Source organism: Clostridium sp. CAG:265 (assembly GCF_000436575.1).
GTDB classification, from domain to species: domain Bacteria; phylum Bacillota; class Clostridia; order Clostridiales; family Clostridiaceae; genus Clostridium; species Clostridium lentum.
Genome location: NZ_FR886594.1, coordinates 1 through 23,407 on the forward strand (window position 1 = coordinate 1; position 23,407 = coordinate 23,407).

Consider the following 23,407-nt stretch of genomic DNA (forward strand, 5'->3'; position numbering starts at 1 on the left):
TTCAGCCATCGAAAATTTTATACTTTCCTGTACTTTAAAAAAAGGACCCTTACGAGTCCTAAACATATTTACGCATGTGCTTTAGAGCTGTTTTCTCCAATCTTGAAACTTGTGCTTGTGAAATACCTATTTCATCTGCTACTTCCATCTGAGTCTTGCCATTAAAAAAACGTAAGGTTAAAATTAATTTTTCCCTATTATTTAACTTTTTCATTGCCTCTCTTATGGATATATTCTCTAGCCAGCTATCATCACTATTCTTAGAATCACTAATTTGATCCATTACATATATAGCATCTCCACCATCATGATAAATAGGTTCAAACAAAGATACTGGATCTTGAATTGCATCTAATGCAAAAACAACTTCCTCTCTAGGAATATTGAGCTCCTTAGCAATTTGCGACATAGTAGGTTCTTGATTATTATCCTTCACTAAACGATCTCTTACTAATAATGCTTTATAAGCAATATCTCTTAATGATCTGCTTACTCTTATAGCATTATTATCTCTAAGATATCTTCTGATTTCACCTATTATCATTGGAACTGCATATGTAGAAAATTTTACATTTTGCTCTAAATCAAAATTATCTATAGCCTTCATTAAGCCTATACATCCCACTTGAAATAAGTCATCTACATTTTCTCCCCTGTTATTAAATCTTTGAATAACACTTAATACTAATCGTAGGTTTCCTTGGATAAAAGTTTCTCTTGCCTTTTTGTCGCCTTCTCTCATCTTAATAATTAACTCTTTTTTTTCCTTTATTACAGGTAATTTTGAAGTATTAACTCCACAAATTTCGACTTTGTTAATGATCAAAATCATCAACTCCTTATGAAGTAATAACATACTGCATTTAAAATTATTCCCTGCATAAAGTTCTTTTATACTAAATTTATTTTAAATCATCTTATTTATTTCTTTTTTAAGTCTACTTATTATCTTTTTTTCTAATCTAGAAATATATGATTGAGAAATACCTAACATATCCGCCACTTCTTTTTGTGTCTTTTCTCGCTTGCCATTAAGTCCAAATCTTAAGCGAACAATTTCCTTTTCTCTCTCATTTAAATTTTTAAGAGCTAAAAATAATAACTGCTTATCTACTTCATCTTCAATTAAATTGTATACAGTATCATTATCTGTTCCTAATATATCTGATAATAATAGTTCATTACCATCCCAATCTATATTTAAAGGTTCATAAAATGATACCTCAGCTTTAATTTTACTATTTCTTCTTAAATACATCAAAATTTCATTTTCAATACATCTTGAAGCATATGTGGCAAGCTTTATCTTTTTTTCAGGATTAAAAGTATTTACAGCCTTTATTAGTCCAATTGTTCCTACAGAAATTAAATCCTCCACGCCAACTCCTGTATTTTCAAACTTTCTAGCTATATATACTACAAGTCTAAGATTTCTTTCTATAAGTATATCTCTTACACCTTCTTTTCCATTTATAAGTTCCTGTACTAATTCTTCTTCCTCGTCCTTTTTTAATGGTGGAGGTAAGGAATCATTTCCTCCTACATAATATACCTTCTTTGAAAATATATTCAACTTAGCAAATATCCTATTTATAAATAAAATCAGTTTTCTCATAAACCCTCCTAAATAATTCCTCTTGATAGTAATACTTGATAATCATTTTCTTTACTTAATGTAGTTTTACAACCACAAACTATCGCATCTATTTCTCTCCAAGCAGAATCATCTTTTCCCTTAATCTTGATAAAGTCACTTCTAAATCCATGTAAGATATCACTACTATCTATGGTCTTATATCTTATAAAATACTCATCTTCTTTCTTTAATTCAAGCTGTAATAAGTATTCATCTTCAATTAAAATGCATGGTAAATTAGTAATTGGTTCTCTTAATTCATTTCCTGTATCTAAAAATCCTTTAAGCATTAATATTTTTTCATCATTTTTAATATAAATATCATAAATAAAGTTATCTATCACTGCACGTTCTTTAATAGTGTCATAAACCCTTATAGCTATAACCCCTACAAATAAAAGAGAAATCATGACCCATCTAATAGAATAATTTGATGTATTCATCCCTCCAGATATTGTATATGTACTGGATGATAATAAACTTATAAACATTACTCCGCACATTGTAAATGATAGCATAAAAAACATTACTGTAGCTTTAAATATATTTCTTAAAACTTTTTCTTTAAGCGATAATACTATCATAACTATAGCAAAAATCACCTTTAAAAAAGCATTACTCAAAACTACTGAATCTACAATAGGTGTCAAACCATATATTCCTCCAATAATGGCCGCAATATAAATTCCACCTTTTCTATATTTTAATCGTAACAATCGTAAAGTAACTAGTATTAGGAATAAGTCAATAATAGCATTTTCTATAAACACAACATCTAAATATACTTCCATATAACCTCCTCCTATGCATTAAATTATACATTCATACCAAAAATTTTTTTGTCATAAATGATACGATAATTCAAAATTTTACTCAACCTTTTTTTACATATACTCCATAAAAAAATCATAATATTTTAAAGCAATAAAAAAACTGCCACTTTTGTGACAGTTTCTCTTATTATACTACTTTCTTGATCTTAAGAAGCTTGGTATATTAACGCTTTCTCTATCTAAATCAAGTAATGGATCAATTTTTTCAGTATTTACTTCTTCTTTAAGCTTTACAGTTTGCTCAATCTTATGTTCTATCTTTTGTTCTGGTGTTGATAAAACACTCTTGTCGCTATCATCTTCAAAACCAGTGGCAATTACTGTTAATCTAATTTCATCATTTAAAGTTTCATCAATAACAGCACCAAAAATTATGTTTGCATCCATATCTGCTGCTTCTCTAACAATTTCTGCAGCTTCATATACTTCGATAGCTCCTAAATCAACTCCACCTGTAAAGTTAATAATAACGCCTGTTGCACCATCTATTGATGTTTCTAGAAGTGGTGATGATATAGCTTGTCTAACTGCATCTTGTGCTTTGTTATCACCTTTACCATATCCAACTCCCATATGAGCTAAACCTTTGTTTTTCATTACCGTTTCAATATCCGCAAAATCGGCATTTACTACCCCAGGAATAGTAATTAAGTCAGAAATAGCTTGAACACCTTGTCTTAAAACATCATCAGCTAATCTAAATGAATCTAAAAGAGTAGTTTTCTTATCAGCCATAGATAATAATCTTTCATTAGGAATTATAACTAAGGTATCAACTTTTTGCTTTAAATTTTCAATTCCCATTTCAGCATGTCTCATTCTTCTCTTTCCTTCAAATGGGAAAGGTTTAGTTACTACACCTACTGTTAATATGTTCATTGATTTTGCTACTTCAGCTACTACTGGTGCTGCACCTGTACCTGTTCCACCGCCCATTCCAGCAGTTATGAATACCATGTTTGCACCTTTAATTGCTTCAGAAATTTCATCTCTACTTTCTTCAGCTGCTTTCTTACCTATTTCTGGATTAGCACCAGCTCCTAATCCTCTTGTTAATTTTTCTCCAATTTGAATCTTCGTATTAGCTTGAGATAATAATAAAGCTTGCTTATCTGTATTCACCACAATAAATTCTACATTCTTTAAGCCTTCTAAAATCATTCTATTAACGGCATTACCACCGCCACCACCGCAACCAATAACTTTTATATTAGTTAACTCTTGCATATCTAATTCAAAATCTAACAAAATAAACTCCTCCTTTAAAATCTCTCTATTTGTAACTTTAATATTCTCATATTACTCTCTTGATTATCTCACAATCCCTCAATTTTCATATAATACATAACAATATAAAATATAGTATATTCTATATTTTACAACATTTTTGCCTTATTTAACAATAGCAAAAATACTAATTATATTAGAATTTTGTAATCAAATCGAAACTTTTGTAAAATATAGGTAAAATATATTATTTTTATAACTTATTAAACTTTACATAATTACTACTATATTGTCGTAATTATGTAGTATCGCTTTATACCTAATATATAATACCATAAATAAATTAAAAATTTAATACTATAATGCCTTTGACTATATTTTTTTATTATAAATAATTATTCCACAAAAATCAAAATTTTCCTTTCTATATATATTTGCTGATTAATTTAAAAGACCAAAATGGCTATGGACATGGCCACTTCGTAGTATTAATTTGACAGTTTTAAATCTTGAAATCCATTGATATACTTAAATTTACAACTAAAAAATTTTATACTTTTCTAACCGTTAAAAAAAGATGCACGAAATGCATCTTTCATATGTTATAACATTAATAATCTTTTTAAAGTTTCTCCATCAACTGCATATGTCATTGCTGTATCTTGAGAAATAACACCTCTCTTACATAGTTCAGCAAGAGACATATCCATGGTTCTCATACCATATTTATTTCCTGTTTGTACAGCTGATTCTATTTGTTGAGTTTTACCTTCTCTAATTAAATTTTGTATTCCTGGAGTAGTAACCATTATCTCCATAGAAGGTACACGTCCATTTCCATCAATAGTTTCCACTAACTGTTGGGATACTACTGCCTTAAGTACAGAAGCTAATTGTATTTTAATTTGTTGTTGTTGATGTGGTGGAAAAACATCAATTATCCTATCAATTGTCTTTGCTGCTCCAATTGTATGCAATGTTGAAAATACTAAATGTCCTGTTTCTGCTGCTGTAATTGCTACAGATATAGTTTCAAAATCTCTCATCTCTCCAACTAAAATTACATCAGGATCTTCTCTTAAAACTGCTCTTAAAGCACTTTGATAGCTTTTTGTATCTTTACCTATTTCTCTTTGATTTACTATACACTTATTGTGCTTATGAAGATATTCTATTGGATCTTCTAAAGTTACTATATGACCTTGTCTTGTATTATTGATTTCATTTATCATAGCAGCTAAAGTAGTACTCTTCCCTGATCCTGTTGGTCCAGTTACTAAAACTAATCCTCTTTGTTCCTTCACAATTTCTTTTAATGTGCCAGGAAGTTTTAATTCATCTATTGTAGGAGCTTTTGCTGCTATTACTCTTATAGCTATGGCGTCACTATTCCTTTGCTTAAATACATTTACTCTGAATCTTCCTATACCTGGTAATGAATAAGAAGTATCAAACTCTCCATTTGCTACATATTCATCATAGCTATCATTTAATATTTCCTTAGCAAATATCTCTATATAATCAGGCAATAATTTCTCGCTACCTATTTGATTAAATTTACCATTAACCCTAATTGTAGGAGGTAACGCAACAGTTAAATGTAAATCTGATGCACCTAGCTCGATTGTTTTTATTAATAAATCTTTTAATAAGTACATTATTATTCCTCCTAATGTAAAAAACATATTCTATTCTATTATTTTATTTCATTCATCTTATAAATTCAACATATTTTAGCAAAAATATACAAAAATGCTATTTAGGGTATAACTCTTTCTTTAACTTTTTTAAAGCTTTCTTCTCTATTCTAGAAACATATGATCTAGAAATTCCTAACATTCCTGCAATCTCTCTTTGTGTTTTACATTTACCATCCTTTAAACCATATCTCATTTTTAAAATTTCACCTTCTCGTTCAGTAAGAGCACTATTTATCTTATTGTAAAGAGCTTTTATCTGTAGCTTCATTTCAACTTTATCTATAACTGAATCCTTTTCACTACTTAATACATCTATTAAACTAATTTCATTACCTTCCTTATCCACACCTATAGGATCCTGCAGGAAAGTTTCACTTTTCTGCTTCTTATTATTTCTAAAAAGCATTAAAATCTCATTTTCTATACACCTTGATGCGTAAGTTGCTAGTCTAGTTCCTTTTGATACATCAAATGAATCAATTGCCTTTATAAGTCCTACAGTACCTATAGAAATCAACTCATCTATATCTTTATTTGGAATTTGATATTTTTTCACAATATGTGCCACTAATCTAAGATTTCTTTCAATCAATATACTCTTAGCTTTCTTATCCCCTGTTTTTAAAAGCTGTAAATATTTTTCCTCTTCTTTTTCATCTAAAGGTTTTGGAAAGGTATTGTTTCCAGATATATATCCTGTTAAGAATATATTACTGCATAAAAACTCCATGAAATTTGATAATAATATCACTTAGAGTTCCTCCTAATAGTGCTTATTATATCATATGAAGCTATACTAAAATATTGCTTATAATAACTAAATTATTTTATCAAAGAATTAATTATATCCCTAAATATAGGAGCTCCTGTATTTCCTCCTCCCAGCTCTCTACCATCAGGATGAGTTTCTCCTATATTAGGTGCCACAACAACTAAAGTATACTTCTCTCCATTATATTCAAAATATCCTGCAAACCATCCATGATTAGTACCTCCTCCTTCTCCTGTTGATGTTCCTGTTTTACCACCTTCATTTATACCTTCCACCCTAGCCTCATAACCTGTTCCTAACCATATGACATCACTCATACTTTTTTGTACTATTTCACTGGTTGTTGTACTAAAAACCCGTCTACTCTCACTTTCTTCCTCAGAAATTAAATTGCCATCATTATCAACAATACTTTCTATTATATATGGCTTAATATATACTCCATCATTTATCACAGCATTAATGGCACCAGCTATTTGTAGTGGTGTAACTGTAACACATTGTCCTATTGAGAAATTGGAAACTCCTTCTTCTAAAGTTGGTTTTGTACCTACTGCCTCATCTTTATTTTTACCACTTAACCCTAATACTTTTTGATATAATCCTAGTTTTTCAGTATATCTAACCATATTATCATATCCCACCATGGTACCTAATTGTGCAAAAATATCATTACAAGATATCTGCAATGCTTCATCAACACTCAATGGTCCATGAGCATATGATTCTCCATTTTTACTGCATATTAAACCAATACAAGAATAAACATCATTGCTATCAGTAAGTCCCATATCAAGAACTATAGCTTCTGTTAAGATCTTAAATATTGAACCTGGCTCGTAACCTATGCTACCTATAGCTAAATCAACATTAGCCATTTTATCATCCTTTTGCACCAATGCTCTTATTTTTCCTGTATCACTCTCTAGAAGCACCACACCTACATTTTCTAAAAAACTATAACTTTCATCATTTAATACATCCTTGATTTTTTCACTCCACTCTTTGTTTATTGTAAGCTGAATATTCTTATTGCCAGAGGTATCACTTTTATTGGTAAGTTCATAGATAGATTTATCATTTAATGAATATTCACCTTCTTCATATTTATTATCCTTTATACAGTTATAAACTTTTTCTTGTAATGAACCTTCAGAAATTTCACTTTCTTCAACTGTTGCCATTATATCCTCTATCTTACCTGCTTCACTAGCCTTTCTTTCAGTATATACATAAGTATAAATTCCTTTAATGCTTTTTAATTTATTAATTTTTTCATAGCTTTCGTAAGTAAGATAATAATACAACTTTCCACTTGAACTCATAACATCTGTATAGGAAAAGTCCCCATATTCTGATTTCATTATAAAATTTAAAGCTAGTAAATCTTCAATAGTATCCTCATAGTTATTTAATCTAAAGGGTTTGGAATCAATAACTAAAACATATTTTTCACTATCATTCACTAAGCTTTCGCCATTGGTATCAAATACCGAATATCTACTCCCATTAAATATTTCTGTTTGATAGTTTTTAAGTTCTCCTTGCACTAACTTTGTAGGATGTACTTGAATATAATATAGTCTTAAAATAAGCATAAAAAGTAAAGCAAAAAATACTATAGCTATAATCTTGCTTCTATATATTATACTTTTCTTAAAAAACAAAAAAACCATCTCCTTCAGCTAAATTCTAGCCTTTGGAAATGGTTTCTATACAATTATTTTAATATATCTCTAATTTTAGCCATTAAAATATCTATTGCCACATAATTATGTCCACCTTCTGGAATAATTATATCTGCATATCTTTTAGTTGGTTCTGTAAACTCCATATGCATTGGTCTAACCATAGTTAAATATTGATCTATAACTGATTCAACTGTTCTTCCTCTTTCATCAATATCCCTTACTAATCTTCGTAATATTCTTATATCTGCATCAGTATCCACATATACCTTAATATCTAAAAGGTTTCTTATTCTTTCATCTTCTAAGATTAAGATACCTTCAACAATTATTATTTCCCTTGGTTCTACAGTTGTAGTATCTTTTGCTCTATTATGAACAGTAAAATCATATCTTGGCTTTTCTATTGATTTGCCCTTAATTAGTTTTTGTAAGTGTTCTACTAAGAGATCATTATCAAAAGCCATTGGATGATCATAATTAGTTTTAACTCTTTCTTCCATTGATAAATTACTTTGATCTTTATAGTACATATCCTGTTGTATCATTGTGATACGCTCATTTGAAAAATTAGAATATAATGCATCTGCAATGGTACTCTTGCCTGAACCTGTCCCTCCAGTAATACCAATTAAAATAGGCTTTTTCATTTATATGATCCTCCTTAGTTATTGTTTATATTAATTGTATTATTTGCTTTTACAAGCATATCATTTACTTTTAATGGCTCACTTACCTTTACCTTAAACATCATATGTGCTCTATTAGCTACGTCCGTTTTCTTATTTTTATCTAAATCATACATATCTTCTAACTTGATTTTGAAATAAGGTACATCTGGTCTAAGTACTTCCACCTCATCACCTTCAAACACTCTATTTTTTTGAAGTATTGTAGCAGTTTTAGTTTCAGCATCATACTCTTTAACCATTCCCACTATTTCATAATCTCTAACATATGATGAATCTTCATAGTTTTGTTCACCGTTTATACCTAAGTAGAATCCTGTATGATATGGTCTATGGCTTACTTTTTTAAGCATATCCATCCATTCTTCTTTAAATCTATAAGCACTTGGGTTGTCCCAGTAACTATCTAATGCTTCCCTATAAGCCTTAACTACAGAAGCAACATAAAACTCACTCTTCATTCTTCCTTCTATTTTAAATGAATATATTCCACTTTTAACTAGCTCAGGAATATAGTGAATCATACATAAATCCTTTGCATTCATTATATATGTACCATTATCATCTTCTACCACTGGATAATATTCACCTGGTCTTGTTTCTTCAACTAAATGATACTTATATCTACATACATTCCCACAAATTCCTTTGTTAGCATCTCTTTTAATCATATAATTAGATATTAAACATCTTCCTGAATAAGCTACACACATTGATCCATGTACGAATGCTTCAATATCACATTCTTTTGGAATCTTAGATGTAATTTCATTTATTTCTTTAAAAGTTAACTCTCTAGCTAATACTATTCTTTTTATCCCTAAGTCATACCAAAACTTTGTTGCTTTCCAGTTTACTGTATTTGCTTGAGTACTTAAATGTATTTCAAGATCTGGTGCTGCTTCTTTACAAATTGCAATTAATGCTGGATCTGCTACAAGAACTGCATCTACACCAATTTCATATAATCCTTTTATGTATTCTTCTGCACCATTTAAGTCATGATTTCTTGCAAAAACATTTAAAGTAACATATACTTTTCTTCCTCTATCATGACAATACTTGATTCCTTCAAGCATTTCTTCATTGCTAAAGTTATTAGAAAATGCTCTTAAATTTAGCTTTGCTCCACCTAAATATACAGCATCTGCACCATAATCGATTGCTATCTTTAATTTTTCTAAATTACCAGCTGGAGCTAGTATTTCCGGTTTTCTCATTAAGTTACCTCCTCTTTGTTACAGCTATGCCATCTCCCATAGGAATAACTGATGTAATTAGATTTTCATCTTCTGAAACTAATTCTAAATATTTTCTCATTCTCTTCACAATTGTAATTTTTCTTCTCTTCACAAGTTCATCACTTGCAACCATCCCTCTAAATAACACATTATCTGCTATTATTATTCCATCTTCCTTTAATAATCTTAAGCAATGGGGTAAAAAGTGATTATAATGTCCTTTTCCAGCATCCATGAATATTAAATCATATGGTTCATCTAAAGATTCTAAAATTTCTAAACAATCTCCTTCTTTAATTTCTATCTTACTTTCTAAATTAAAGCTCTTGATATTTTCCTTTGCTAACTTAATCATTTCTTCACTTCTCTCCACAGTTGTAATATGTGGAGAAGTACCTGCTGCTTTATACATCTTTATGGCAGAATAACCTATAGCAGTTCCTAATTCAAGAATTCTTATGGGCTTTTTCATACTCACCATAAATTCTAAAAACTTTATTGTCTCTTTTTGAGCTATAGGAACGCCTTTTTCCTTAGCAAACTCTTCCAACTCATTGAACTTACCTGTACTATCTGGTATTAAACTTCTAATATATTCTTCCATATAATCATATGTTATTCCACTCATCATATTCCTCCATTAATATCCTAATTCTTCTTTCCTTCTTAGGAAATCATCATAATTATCAGTAAAATAGTGTGTATTTTCACTTTCTAAAAGATAATAAAGATAATCAGTTTCCTTTGGCTTTAAAGCTGCCATTAATGATGCTCTGCCCGGATTTGAAATAGGACCTATAGGAAGTCCATAATACATGTATGTGTTATAAGGAGAATCAATCTCTAAATACTTTTCATACATCTTTTCAATGTGATATCCATACGAATATATCACTGTTGCATCTATTTGAAGAGGCATTCCTATTGCAATTCTGTTATATATTACCGAAGAAATAAAACTTCTTTCACTATCAACTACTGCTTCTTTTTCAATTATAGAAGCAACATTAACTTTTTTTTCAATTTCCTCTTCTGGTATTGATATATTTAAATCTTCAACAATTTCCTGCCAAACTTTCTCAAATCTATTAAGCATTGTCTTTATTATAAAATCTGCATTTTCATTTTTATTAAAACTATATGTATCTGGAAATAAAAATCCTTCAAGGTTATATCTTTTATTAGGATTATTGCTTATATACTTAGGCAACTCATAATTTTTTACTGAATCAATAAATTCTTTGCTATTGCATATATTATTTTCCTCTAATTTTTCTGCAATATCATCAATTGTATATCCTTCTGGAATAGTTATGTATACTTTATCTTTATTTGAATCTGTTAAAAGGTTGACAAATTCATTTAATGTCATACTTTTATTTAATTTATATGTTCCTTCCAAAACCTCTGGTTTTATTCCACATATCTTCAAATATAATTTTACTAAAAACTTATTTTTTATTTTACCTTCTTCTGATAATTTATCAAGAATTCCATAAAAACTATCACCTTCAGCTACCTCAACAATTTCTTCATTGTTTATTTTAAGTGGTGTATCTACTATCTTAAAACATTGCCAAATGGTAATTATGATTATCATTATTACAAAAATTCTTGCAACTCTGATAATTCTTTTATTTTTTTTCATAAATACCCCCTATATATAATTAGTGAATAGCCTTATGACTATTCACTATTATAAACCTTATTGATGAATTTTAAAAGTTTTTTAGCTGATTTTCGATATTATTTTTTTCCTCTACTAATCATTCTCTTTCTTTCAGCAGCATCTAAGTATCTCTTTCTTATTCTGATGCTTTCTGGAGTTACTTCCACTAATTCATCATTTCCTATAAATTCTATTGATTGCTCTAAAGTCATTGGAGTAATTGGAACTAACTTAACTGCATCATCTGATCCTGAAGCTCTAGTATTTGTAAGTTTCTTTCCTTTACAAACATTTATATCTAAATCATCAGCTCTTGAACATTCACCAACAACCATACCTTGGTATACTGGAGTTCCTGGAGTTATGAATAATCTTCCTCTTTCTTGTGCATTGAACAATCCATAAGCAATTGCATCCCCTTGTTCAAATGATACTATTGAACCTCTACTTCTAGATTCTATCTCTCCTTTATATGGAGCATATCCTTCAAACACATGGTTCATGATCCCATTACCTTTTGTATCAGTCATAAATTCATTTCTAAATCCTATAAGTCCTCTTGCTGGAATACTAAATTCAAGTCTTGTATATCCATTAACAGCTGATGTCATATTAACCATCTCACCTTTTCTAGGACCCATTTTTTCCATTACAGCTCCCATGAATTCTTCTGGTACATCAATTGTTAAGTGTTCTATTGGTTCAACCTTCTTACCATTTTCTTCTTTAAAAATAACAGATGGTTTAGAAACTTGTAATTCAAATCCTTCTCTTCTCATTGTTTCAATAAGTACTGATAAGTGAAGTTCCCCTCTTCCTGAAACTTCGAAACAGTCTGGAGTTATTTCTTTAACTCTTAAACTTACATTAGTTTCTAATTCCTTCATTAATCTATCTCTTAAGTGTCTTGAAGTTACAAATTCACCTTCTTTACCAGCGAAAGGTGAGTCATTAACCATGAAGTTCATGCTCAGAGTTGGCTCATCAATCTTGATGAATGGTAAAGCTTCTGGATTTTGAGCATCTGCTATAGTTTCACCTATGTTAGCATCTAAAACACCACTTACAGCTATGATATCTCCAAGTCCTGCTTCTTCAACTTCTTCTCTCTTTAATCCATTATATCCAAATACAGCTGTAATTCTATAATTTGATTTAGTCCCATCTTGTCTTACCAATGCAACACTTTGGTTTTTCTTTACCGTACCTCTATGTATCTTACCTATAGCTATCTTTCCAACATATTCACTGCTATCTAATGTTGTAACTAACATTTGGAAAGGTCCATCTATTTCACCTTTAGGTGGTTCAACATGGTCTACTATTGTTTTAAATAGTGGTTCCATATCTTCATTCGTATCTTCAACATTAAATCTTGCAAATCCTTCTCTAGCTGATGCATATATTATTGGGAAGTCTAATTGTTCATCATCTGCTCCTAATTCTAAGAATAAATCAAATACTTCATCAATAACATTTTCAGGTCTTGCATTTGGCTTATCAATTTTGTTTATTACAACTATTGGTTTTAATTTTAATTCTAATGCCTTCTTAAGAACGAATTTAGTTTGTGGCATTGGGCCTTCATATGAATCAACAACTAATAAAACTGAGTCAACCATTTTAAGTACACGTTCAACTTCTCCACCGAAATCAGCATGTCCTGGTGTATCAACAATGTTAATCTTTATGTCATTGTACATAACTGCTGTATTTTTAGAAAGTATTGTTATTCCTCTTTCCTTTTCTAAGTCGTTAGAGTCCATTACTCTCTCATCCATCTTTTCGTTTGTTCTGAAAACATGACTTGCCTTAAACATAGCATCAACTAAAGTAGTCTTACCATGGTCAACGTGGGCTATTATTGCTATATTTCTAATATCATTTCTAGTAACTAATTCCATTTACTTTCCTCCAATTAATTTAAATCAGTAATTTTATTCTTACTATGTAAACCTATAAATATTTTACCCAAAAATAAAATTGGATACACAAGTACCCAATTTAAAATCTCTTAGATATTTTACTATCATATAGTATTCTTGTCAACTAAGTGTTAAATTTCCATGATTATTGGTAAAATCATAGGCTTTCTCTTAGTTTTTTCATATAGGAATGATCTTAGTTCATCCCTAACTGTTGATTTTAAAGTAGACCAGTCAGTTATTTTTTGCTCTTCACATTTAGCAAAGACATTTCTAACTATATCTCTTGCTTCATCCATTAATTTTTCTGATTCTCTTACATATACAAAACCTCTTGAAATAATATCTGGACCTGCAATTATAGCTTTATTTTCTTTTGATAACGTCACAACAACTGTCAATATCCCATCTTGAGATAAATGTTTTCTATCTCGAATAACTATATTTCCAACATCTCCAACACCAAGACCATCTACAAATATTTGTCCCGAAATTACAGAACCACTCTTCTTAATGCTATTTCTTGTAACTTCAATAACATCACCAATTTCAGGTATTAATATATTTGACTTTGGCACTCCAATACTATTAGCTAATTCACCATGTTGTTTAAGATGTCTATATTCTCCATGAACCGGAATAAAATACTTTGGTCTAACTAAAGTTTGCATTAATTTTAATTCTTCTTGACAAGCATGCCCTGATACATGTACCGCTTCTGAAGAACCATAAACAACTTCAGCACCTTTCTTAAATAACTGATCAATAACTCTAGATACTAATTTTTCATTTCCTGGAATAGGAGTAGCTGAAATAATAATTGTATCTCCTGAAACTATATTGACTTTTCTATGCTCAGAAGTAGCCATTCTCGCTAATGCTGACATAGGCTCTCCTTGACTTCCTGTTGTAATAATAACTATCTCATCATTATTATATTTGTTAATTTGATCAATACTTACTAAGTTTTCTTTTTCGATTTTAATATACCCAAGCTCTATAGCTACTTGTACTATATTCTCCATACTTCTGCCTGAAACAGCTACCTTTCTTCCATACATAGCTGCAGCATCAATTATTTGTTGTATTCTATGAATATTAGATGCAAATGTTGCAACAATAATTCTTCCTTTACTCTTACCAAAAATACGACAAAGACTTTCTCCAACTATTTTTTCAGACATAGTATATCCTGGCCTTTCTACATTAGTGGAATCTGCCATCATTAATAATACTCCTTTTTTGCCTAACTCTGCAAATCTTGCAAAATCCATTGGTTCACCGTCAATTGGTGTATAATCTACTTTAAAATCTCCTGTATGCAGAACAGCACCTAATGGAGTATGAATTGCTATAGCAACAGAATCCGCAATTGAGTGGTTAGTTTTAATGAATTCTACTGATACAGAATTCAATCTTACTACATCTCTTGGTTTTACTGTAATAAGCTCAGTTGTACTTAATAAATTATGTTCTTTTAATTTACTTTGTACAATTCCTAAAGTTAATTTTGTACCATATACCGGTACATTAAGTTGTTTTAAAACATATGGTAACGCACCTATATGATCTTCATGGCCATGAGTTAAGAATATACCTGAAACCTTATCTTTATGCTTTAATAAATATGTTATATCTGGTATAACAACATCTATTCCAAACATATCTTCATCTGGAAATTTCAAACCGCAATCTATGATAACTATATCATTCTTATATTCAATAGCAGTCATGTTCTTTCCTATTTCATTTAGTCCTCCTAATGGAATAATCTTAACCTTGGCTTTTTCTCCTTTCATATGTCCCCTCCTTTTTCTTCTTTAATATGTATATAAAAGGGTTTTTCTCAACACTTTTGAGTTATACCTTTCTTCTTACTTTTCTTCTTTATTTTTACATTCAGAACATATTCCAAAAAATTTCACACTGTGATCTAATATGTCAAAGCCATAGGTATTTCGAATTCTTTCTTCCAATTCCTCTAGAAGATCATCTTGCACTTCAATAACTTTTTTACATTTATTACATATTAAATGATGATGCCTATGTTCTTCATCTTCATGAACTAATTCATATCTGCTACACCCATCATTTAAATCTAATTTGTAAATAACATTTAGTTCCTCAAACAATAAAACAGTTCTATATACTGTTGCTAAACCAATTTCAGGACATACTTTCTTAACTTCGTCATATATTTCTTCAACTGTTAAATGCATTCCTTCTTTTTCAATTATGATATCTAAAATTGATCTTCTTTGAGGCGTTAACTTGTAACCTTTTTGCTTTAAACTTTCCTTTAATGCTTCTATATCAATATTGATAGCACTCACACTAACACCTCTTTCTATTTTAATTATTCTTCATCTATAAAAATAGTGTTATAAGCTTCTTGTACCGCTGCTAACTCTACTTCATTATCTATTGCTTCTAATAATTCTTCGCCATCTTCTCCATTAATAACTTTTAATGCAAATGTATCATCTTCGCTGTATCCTTCTTCATATACAATTACATATTCATTTTTTTCATCTGTTTCTGGATTTACTATATCAAAGAAAGCTACTACGTTAAAACTTACTTCATTTCCTTCCTCATCAAATAATTTAATAATTTTATCGTCTTTTTTCATATTAAATTCTCCTTAGATTTTATTTTATATACAAAACATTATTTGCTTAGTCTTAATTTATCAAGATATCCTTGTAATATATACGTTGCTGCTACCTTATCAACAATCTTCTTTCTCTTTCCTCTCGAAAGATCAGCTTCAAGCATTGCTCTATGTGCTGCAACTGTAGTTAATCTTTCATCCCACATTTCTATAGGCAGATTAGTTTTTTCCTTGATAAGTTCCGCTAATGCTAAAACTCTCTCTCCAGATTCTCCTATAGTTCCATTCATATTTTTAGGAAGCCCTATAACTATCGTTTCAACGCCATAATCCTTACATATCTTATGGACTAATTCTATATCCTGCTCTTTATTCTTTCTTCTTATGGTATCTATACCTTGAGCAGTCCATCCTAAAGGATCGCTTATTGCTACTCCTATTGTCTTAGATCCTACATCTAGCCCTAATATTCTCATATGGTACTCCTTAAACTAAAAGTGCCCGATAAATACGGGCACTTTTCTACTTTATCTCTAAATAAGATTTTATTACTTCTTCAATAATTTCATCTCTCTCAAGCTTTCTTAATAAAGCTCTTGCTCCGTTATAACTAGTAATGTAAGAAGGATCTCCGGAAATTAGATAACCTACCAATTGATTTATAGGATTATATCCTTTCTCCTTTAATGCATTATATACATCATTTAAGATGGCTTTTGTCATATCCTCTTTATTAACATTCAAGTCGAACTGCATAGTTTTATCAATGTTATTATCCATATTCTTTGCTGCCAAAGCAGCTCACCCCCTTACGAAGTTTAATACCTATACTTAATTATCAACATTTATTATATTTTGTATTCACTTATCTTATAATAATTATAACCTATTTTCCTTCAAATGTATACTACTTAACTAATTTTTCTATTATTTCATATGCATTTTCTACAGCTTCATTAATTTTTTCCGGATTCTTACCACCAGCTTGTGCCATGTCTGGTCTTCCTCCTCCGCCACCGCCTACTACAGCTGCAACTTCTTTAATGATTTTTCCGCAGTGAACACCTTTATCAAGAACATCCTTAGTTGACATTGCCACAAGATTTACTTTATCGTTCATCTTGCTTACAAGTACCACTACACCGCTTCCCATCTTATTTCTAATCTTATCTGCTAAATCTCTTAGTGCATTTCCATCAACATCTTCTAAAGCATATGCTACAGCTTTTACACCATTTATATCTTTTGCAGAATTTAAGATATCATCTTCAGCTCCTGAAGTTAATTTTGATTTAAGTTCTGATATTTCTTTATCTTTTTCTTTTAATTCAGCATTTTGTGATGAAATTTTCTTTAATATGTCTTTTTCTGTACATTTTAATCCAGCACAAGCGTCTCTTAAAAGTCTTTGCTTTTCTTCCATAAATTTAATAGCTTGCATTCCTGTTACAGCTTCAATTCTTCTTATACCAGCAGCAACTCCTGTTTCAGCTACAATTTTAAATAATCCTATTTCTCCTACATTTGAAACGTGAGTTCCTCCACAAAGTTCTTTTGAGAATTCCCCTGCTGCTACAACTCTTACCTTATCACCATACTTTTCATCAAATAAAGCTGTTGCTCCACTTTCCTTAGCTTCTTCAATAGTCATAAGATTAGTTTCTACATTTGCAACTTCCATGATTTTTTCATTTACTAAATCTTCAACTTTTTGAAGTTCTTCAGAACTTAAAGCCTGGAAGTGAGTAAAGTCAAATCTTAATCTTTCATTATCTACATATGAACCTGATTGATGAACATGTGAACCTACTATTTCTTTTAAGGCAGCTTGTAACATATGTGTTGCTGTATGGTTCTTAGCTATAAAGCTTCTTCTTTGTTTTTCAACAAATAAATTAACTTCTTCACCAGCACTAAAGCTTCCTTCTTTAACTTCAACATAGTGAATAATTTTTCCAGAAACATTTTTCTTTGTGTTTACAACATAAGCTTTACCATTTCTTCCTTCAATTATACCCTTATCACCGATTTGTCCACCCATTTCAGGATAGAATACAGTCTTATCAATTACTATATAACCCTTGTCTCCTGATTTTAATTCATCTACAAAAGCATCATCTGTTGCAAGTACTAGTATATTACCTTTTCCTTCAGTAGAACCATATCCTACAAACTCTGTTTCAACATCTGCCTTTATTTTATTGATTGGAGTTTCTTCACTTCCCATATAAGAAGTTTCTCCTCTTGCACTTCTTGCTCTTTCTCTTTGTGCTTCCATTTCTTTTTTGAATTCGTCATTATCAACAGACATTCCCTTTTCTTCTAGGATTTCTTCTGTTAATTCAATAGGGAACCCATATGTGTCATATAATTTAAATGCTTTTTCACCAGATAATACTTTTGATTTTTCTGCCTCTAATTCTTCAATATAACCATTTAATATGTTCATTCCACTGTCTATAGTTTCATTGAATCTTTCTTCTTCTAAAGTGATTATCTTAGTGATATAATCTTTATTTTCAACTAATACAGGATAGTTTCCACCATAGTTTTCAACAACAGCATCAACAACTTCCTTTAAGAATAATCCTTTTATTCCAAGTAATCTTCCATGTCTTGCAGCTCTTCTTAGAAGTCTTCTTAAAACATATCCTCTTCCTTCATTACTTGGTTGTACTCCATCAGATATTAGCATAGTTACAGCTTTAACATGGTCTGTTACTATTCTTAATGAAATATCTGAGTTGCTATCTTTTCCGTATTCAACACCAGAAAGACTTGATACCTTATTTAATATGTTCTTAACTGTATCTATTTCAAATATGTTATCAACACCTTGCATTATAGTTGCAATTCTTTCTAATCCCATACCTGTATCTATATTTTTGTTCTTTAATGGACTATAGCTTCCATCTTCTTCTTTATTGAATTGGATAAATACTAAGTTCCAGAACTCAACTATTCTATCAGCATCTGATGCAGCAACAAACTCATCAACATTAATAACTGGAGCTAAACCTTCTCCTCTATCAAAATGTATTTCAGTACATGGACCACATGGACCAACTGTTCCAACTTCCCAAAAGTTATCATCTTTACCTAATCTAAATATTCTATTTGGATCTATATCAGTTTTAGAAGTCCATATATCATACGCTTCATCATCTTCTAGATATATAGTTACATATAATTTTTCCTTTGGAAGTTTTAATACTTCTGTTACAAATTCCCATGACCATGGAATTATATCATCTTTAAAATAATCTCCAAATGAGAAGTTACCTAACATTTCAAAGAATGTACCATGTCTTGAAGTTTTACCTACATTTTCAATATCACCTGTTCTTATACACTTTTGACATGTAGTAACTCTAGTTCTTGGTGGTTTTTGTAAACCTGTGAAATATGGTTTTAATGGTGCCATACCTGCATTTATTAATAATAAACTATTGTCATTCTTAGGTACTAGTGGAAAACTTTCCATTTTTAAGTGACCTTTTTCTTCAAAGAAACCTGTAAATGTGTCTCTTAATTCATTTGCTCCCATGAATTTCATGTAATATTACCTCCAGTATTAATTGATAATTAATAATTTAAGATAAAACCATTTGAAGATTTTTGTCTAAACTATCAATTTCGACTTTTATTTTTTAACTATATTTTATTTTATATAATAAAAAAAGTCTTCATCTCTCACTATATAAACAGCAAGGGACGAAAACAATATTTCCGCGGTACCACCCTAATTATGCATAAATAATATGCATCACTTAAAGTAAAATAAGCTCCAAGGTAGCTTCAATATGAAAAATAAGAAGTTTTCACCATCCACTTCCTCTCTAATATATTCAAGTCATATCTACTCATCCTTATCATAGCTTTAATATATTTTGAACTTTATAAACATTTTCCAAACAATTTATACAATTATTTTATAGGAAAATTATATTGCATTTCTAGAATTATGTCAATTATATGATTAAAATAAATAATAATTAATATCATCATATATGACTTTAATTATTACAGCTATAGGCACGCATAAAACCATACCAGCTACTCCAGCAAGCTTTTCTCCTAAAATCAAAAGCAATATAATAGTTACTGGATGCATACTTATACAATCCCCAGTAATCTTAGGTGCTAAAACATCTCCTTCTACTTGTTGAATGATAAATACTCCTACTAATGCAATTATCCCTTTTGTTACAGAAGAAGTCATAGCAATAAATACAATAGGCACCCCACCTATTATAGGTCCGAAATAAGGTATTATGTTAACTAGTCCATTAACAACTGATAAAACTAATGGCATTTTCAATCTAAGGCTTATCATTAAAATAAATGTAAGTACCCCTATTATTAATGATAATATTATCTGACTTATTATATATCTACTTAAAACTCTATCTATGTGGGAATTAATTTTTCTAACAATTATTCGTTTTTCCGTAGAGAAAATAAGCAATACTTTATTATACAAAACGTTACCATCAGCAAGAAAATAATATGCAGCTACAGGTACTATTGCAAGTCCTATTAAATTTTCTAATATGGCGATAATATTATCAAATAGACTTGTTGCTTCCTTTGAAAGTATTGTATTAATCTTATCACCAATTTGAATATAAACTGTTTCAAATAAAGGTATTTGATCAAGATCAAATTTTTCTGCCGCTAAAATAGCATATGCCTCTAAATTATCCAACATCCCCCCTATATTTCTACTTTCACTTAGCAATGATGGAACCATAAAATACATTATTCCTATAAAAGACGCTATGCAAAACAACACTATAATCATTGCTGCCTTTCTTATAGAAAGCCTATACTTTTCCACAATATAATCTCTTATAGGCTTCAAAGTATACGAAACAATAAATGATATAACCACCAAATTTACCACATCTCTTATCCCTTCTACATATAAATAGCTTAAAAATAATATTAAAAGTATTACTATAATTACTATATTCTTTATTATTTTTTTTCTTTTTTCTCGTCTCATTTATCTACACTCCTAAATATATGAGGTAAAGTCTTAAATACTACACCTTCATTTTCTTTATAAAGAATATATGATTCACATAAGATACAATGTTTTATAAGCAAAATCTCTTTTCCCCTAAACATTCGATCAAATATCCCTGAACACATTATAATACCTTTTATTTCAAAGTTTCTCTCATCAATTATCAAATCTTCTAGTATACCTTTTAGTACATTTTTCTCATTGACAATGTCTATTGCTTGAATTTCCTTTAATCTCATTCCAGAAAAATCACTTACCCTTTTAGCTATTATTACATTTTCTAAAGAAATAACATCTGATATGGCTATATAATTTTTTTTCTTATTTATGCTAAAGCTATTTATAATAACTCCCGTAACCATTCCACTATAAAAATCTATTGCAATGTCCTGCACTGAACCTAGATATTTTCCAGTGACATCATATACCTTCATTAAATTGAAATATCGTGTTTTTATCATCATAAACACCTCTACATTCTTTAAGGTAAAATATAATAACCATAGTATTTGCCAATACTATGGTTATTATTACTATTTTAACAAGAATGTCAAATACTTTATTTAAAAAACTATAACTTTTCTAATTAATATGTTATACTCATTCTAATAAATTAAAAATAGAATAGGTGAAATTTATGGAACAAATATTAAATGAAATACTTAACGGAATTAACAGCTTAAGAAATGATATTAATGCTCTAAAGACAGAACACATTAAAACTAATGAAAGATTAACCACTCTTGAACTTTCTCAAGAAAAACTTTTAAAAAAATTAGATGGTGTTATAGAGCAAACTGATAATTTAATTGAAGTTAATGTGAGCGCAATAACTAAAGAAAATAGCTATGAAATAGCTAATATTACAGCAATGAATAATCTTTCTTGTAAATTAGGTGAAATAGTTAGTAAAGAAGTTAGAAATCTACTTTCTAATCAGTTACAAGAATTGAAATCAGATGTTAAGTTCTTGAATCATAAAGTAGCTGATACAGAAAAAGATGTCTTTGGAATAAAGGAGCATATTAAGTTAATAAAATAATACAAGAAAATTTTTAAAATTGATAATATTGATTATGCTATTAATAGATAAAAATAACTGATATTTTATAGATCATACTTAAATGGACTGCTGATAAAATTGATATTACACAATTATTTCAACAGTCCCTTTAATAATTATTTAGTTAACTCTTCTACTTCTCCAGATACTACATTCAATAAATCATTAGGTGATATCTTTATTTGATATCCAATTTTACCTGCACTTACAATAATGTACTTTAATACTTTACAACTCTTATCTAAATATGTCTTGTAATTCTTTTTTAATCCAATAGGTGAACAACCTCCCCTAATATATCCCGTATATTTAAGCATATCCTTCACATTAATCATTTCTATTTTCTTTTCCCCTGTAATACTAGCTGCTACTTTTAAATTCAGTTCTTCTGCAACTGGTATAACAAATACATATAATTCTTTGCTTGTTCCTTGAGCTACTAAAGTTTTAAATACTTCCTTCTCATCTATACCTATCTTATGAGCTACAGATATACCATCTATCTTCCCATCCTTACTTTCATACATAAGAATCTCATAATTTATTTTATTAGAATCCAAAATCCTCATTGCATTTGTTTTTAACATTTTTTCTTTAGCCATGCTACACCTCACTATTAATATAAATCATTATATATTATACACATATTAATTATTATAGTAATTTTAAAAACACTGATACTTTTAATATAATTCTAATAGAAATTCATCTGAATTGTTAAAAAAGATTAATCGAAAAATTTCAATTAATCTTTTATAATTACTTAATTTTATTGTGTATTCTCTCCATATAGAAAGTAATAATTAAAGTCATTGCATAATCATATAAATAATACACAACTGCTCCAATAGCCCAATACAACACTCCGCTAAGCAGCCTTCCATTAACTGCAATATATTTAGAAATAATCTTTTCAGCAGCTAACAATACATCTATTCCCAAAATAGCTTTTGCTAATATTACTGCCAAAATAAATATTACATTATAATAAATAAACTTTAAAATAATTTCAACTTTCTCTTTTCTTAATCTTTCAATAAAGTATTTTACAATACCATATCCTCCAAAAATAAGAGTATATAAAAGCCATATATTTAATGGAATAAAAAATACTGATATAATACTAGATGCTAAATAAACCATCACTGCAGTCTTAATATCACTCCTGATTATGCATACAGGAACTATTGCTGATGCAATAGTCAACACCGAAATTATGCTTACAGGCAATATAGATGCTGAATATAATATTATTATAGTTAGTGCTATAAGAATTCCACCTAATGTTATATTTCCCGACTTCATTTTATTCCCCCTA

Annotated in this window: 23 protein-coding genes and 1 other annotated feature; of the genes, 1 reads left to right on the plus strand and 22 read right to left on the minus strand. The window is 29.5% G+C overall.

Features of this window, described 5'->3' with window-relative positions:
- Nucleotides 1-58: 58 nt before the first annotated feature.
- The 20 genes from sigG to Q5O29_RS03330 all read right to left on the minus strand — a co-directional run bounded on the left by sigG (nt 59) and on the right by Q5O29_RS03330 (nt 21,487).
- Nucleotides 59-826 carry an RNA polymerase sporulation sigma factor SigG gene (gene sigG / locus Q5O29_RS03235; protein ID WP_022167998.1) on the minus strand — a complete coding sequence of 256 codons (768 nt, stop codon included), beginning with the start codon at nt 824-826 and terminating at the stop codon, nt 59-61.
- Between the two features lie 81 nt (nt 827-907).
- Entirely contained in the window at nt 908-1,615 is a 708-nt protein-coding gene (sigE, locus tag Q5O29_RS03240; protein ID WP_022211569.1) for an RNA polymerase sporulation sigma factor SigE, read from the minus strand.
- Between the two features lie 8 nt (nt 1,616-1,623).
- On the minus strand, nt 1,624-2,427 hold the full coding sequence (locus tag Q5O29_RS03245) for a sigma-E processing peptidase SpoIIGA (RefSeq protein WP_022211570.1): 804 nt from the start codon (nt 2,425-2,427) through the stop codon (nt 1,624-1,626).
- Nucleotides 2,428-2,601: 174 nt separating this feature from the next.
- Nucleotides 2,602-3,717, minus strand: a complete 1,116-nt coding sequence (gene ftsZ / locus Q5O29_RS03250) for a cell division protein FtsZ (RefSeq protein WP_022211571.1) — start codon at nt 3,715-3,717, stop codon at nt 2,602-2,604.
- A 581-nt stretch (nt 3,718-4,298) separates the two neighbouring features.
- The gene (locus Q5O29_RS03255) at nt 4,299-5,354 is read right to left on the minus strand and encodes a type IV pilus twitching motility protein PilT (RefSeq protein WP_022211572.1); all 1,056 of its coding nucleotides are present in this window, start codon (nt 5,352-5,354) and stop codon (nt 4,299-4,301) included.
- 97 nt (nt 5,355-5,451) lie between these two features.
- Entirely contained in the window at nt 5,452-6,147 is a 696-nt protein-coding gene (sigK, locus tag Q5O29_RS03260; protein ID WP_022211573.1) for an RNA polymerase sporulation sigma factor SigK, read from the minus strand.
- A 71-nt stretch (nt 6,148-6,218) separates the two neighbouring features.
- Nucleotides 6,219-7,835 carry a penicillin-binding transpeptidase domain-containing protein gene (locus Q5O29_RS03265; protein WP_022211574.1) on the minus strand — a complete coding sequence of 539 codons (1,617 nt, stop codon included), beginning with the start codon at nt 7,833-7,835 and terminating at the stop codon, nt 6,219-6,221.
- 53 nt (nt 7,836-7,888) lie between these two features.
- Complete coding sequence (gene udk / locus Q5O29_RS03270) at nt 7,889-8,506, minus strand: uridine kinase (RefSeq protein WP_022211575.1); 618 nt, start codon at nt 8,504-8,506, stop codon at nt 7,889-7,891.
- Between the two features lie 14 nt (nt 8,507-8,520).
- A complete protein-coding gene (locus Q5O29_RS03275) occupies nt 8,521-9,765 on the minus strand; it encodes a U32 family peptidase (protein WP_022211576.1) in 1,245 nt (414 codons plus the stop codon).
- Between the two features lie 4 nt (nt 9,766-9,769).
- The gene (locus tag Q5O29_RS03280) at nt 9,770-10,414 is read right to left on the minus strand and encodes an O-methyltransferase (protein ID WP_022211577.1); all 645 of its coding nucleotides are present in this window, start codon (nt 10,412-10,414) and stop codon (nt 9,770-9,772) included.
- Nucleotides 10,415-10,426: 12 nt separating this feature from the next.
- Nucleotides 10,427-11,434 carry an endolytic transglycosylase MltG gene (mltG, locus tag Q5O29_RS03285; protein WP_022211578.1) on the minus strand — a complete coding sequence of 336 codons (1,008 nt, stop codon included), beginning with the start codon at nt 11,432-11,434 and terminating at the stop codon, nt 10,427-10,429.
- Between the two features lie 98 nt (nt 11,435-11,532).
- Complete coding sequence (typA, locus tag Q5O29_RS03290) at nt 11,533-13,359, minus strand: translational GTPase TypA (protein ID WP_022211579.1); 1,827 nt, start codon at nt 13,357-13,359, stop codon at nt 11,533-11,535.
- A 152-nt stretch (nt 13,360-13,511) separates the two neighbouring features.
- Nucleotides 13,512-15,179 (minus strand): ribonuclease J, encoded by a 1,668-nt coding sequence (locus tag Q5O29_RS03295; protein ID WP_022211580.1) that lies wholly within the window; start codon nt 15,177-15,179, stop codon nt 13,512-13,514.
- Between the two features lie 75 nt (nt 15,180-15,254).
- On the minus strand, nt 15,255-15,713 hold the full coding sequence (locus tag Q5O29_RS03300; protein WP_022211581.1) for a Fur family transcriptional regulator: 459 nt from the start codon (nt 15,711-15,713) through the stop codon (nt 15,255-15,257).
- Nucleotides 15,714-15,736: 23 nt separating this feature from the next.
- The gene (locus Q5O29_RS03305) at nt 15,737-16,012 is read right to left on the minus strand and encodes a DUF1292 domain-containing protein (RefSeq protein WP_022211582.1); all 276 of its coding nucleotides are present in this window, start codon (nt 16,010-16,012) and stop codon (nt 15,737-15,739) included.
- A gap of 38 nt (nt 16,013-16,050) precedes the next feature.
- Nucleotides 16,051-16,470 carry a Holliday junction resolvase RuvX gene (gene ruvX / locus Q5O29_RS03310; RefSeq protein ID WP_022167983.1) on the minus strand — a complete coding sequence of 140 codons (420 nt, stop codon included), beginning with the start codon at nt 16,468-16,470 and terminating at the stop codon, nt 16,051-16,053.
- A gap of 46 nt (nt 16,471-16,516) precedes the next feature.
- A complete protein-coding gene (locus Q5O29_RS03315; protein ID WP_022167982.1) occupies nt 16,517-16,774 on the minus strand; it encodes an IreB family regulatory phosphoprotein in 258 nt (85 codons plus the stop codon).
- A gap of 127 nt (nt 16,775-16,901) precedes the next feature.
- Nucleotides 16,902-19,550: an alanine--tRNA ligase gene (gene alaS / locus Q5O29_RS03320; RefSeq protein ID WP_022211584.1), complete on the minus strand. Its 2,649-nt coding sequence runs from the start codon at nt 19,548-19,550 to the stop codon at nt 16,902-16,904.
- Between the two features lie 151 nt (nt 19,551-19,701).
- Nucleotides 19,702-19,879, minus strand: a binding site (T-box leader).
- Nucleotides 19,880-19,973: 94 nt separating this feature from the next.
- Entirely contained in the window at nt 19,974-21,002 is a 1,029-nt protein-coding gene (locus Q5O29_RS03325) for an AI-2E family transporter (RefSeq protein ID WP_022211585.1), read from the minus strand.
- Complete coding sequence (locus Q5O29_RS03330; protein ID WP_022211586.1) at nt 20,999-21,487, minus strand: PRC-barrel domain-containing protein; 489 nt, start codon at nt 21,485-21,487, stop codon at nt 20,999-21,001. Before Q5O29_RS03330 ends, Q5O29_RS03325 begins: the two co-directional genes overlap by 4 nt.
- Nucleotides 21,488-21,663: 176 nt before the next feature.
- On the opposite strand from Q5O29_RS03330, the gene Q5O29_RS03335 reads away from it, so the two are divergent.
- Nucleotides 21,664-22,068 carry a hypothetical protein gene (locus Q5O29_RS03335; RefSeq protein WP_022211587.1) on the plus strand — a complete coding sequence of 135 codons (405 nt, stop codon included), beginning with the start codon at nt 21,664-21,666 and terminating at the stop codon, nt 22,066-22,068.
- Between the two features lie 137 nt (nt 22,069-22,205).
- Here the strand turns inward: Q5O29_RS03335 and ybaK are convergent, their stop codons facing one another.
- Both ybaK and Q5O29_RS03345 read right to left on the minus strand, forming a co-directional pair.
- The gene (gene ybaK, locus Q5O29_RS03340; protein WP_022211588.1) at nt 22,206-22,691 is read right to left on the minus strand and encodes a Cys-tRNA(Pro) deacylase; all 486 of its coding nucleotides are present in this window, start codon (nt 22,689-22,691) and stop codon (nt 22,206-22,208) included.
- A 157-nt stretch (nt 22,692-22,848) separates the two neighbouring features.
- Entirely contained in the window at nt 22,849-23,394 is a 546-nt protein-coding gene (locus Q5O29_RS03345; protein ID WP_022211589.1) for a hypothetical protein, read from the minus strand.
- Between the last annotated feature and the right edge of the window lie 13 nt (nt 23,395-23,407).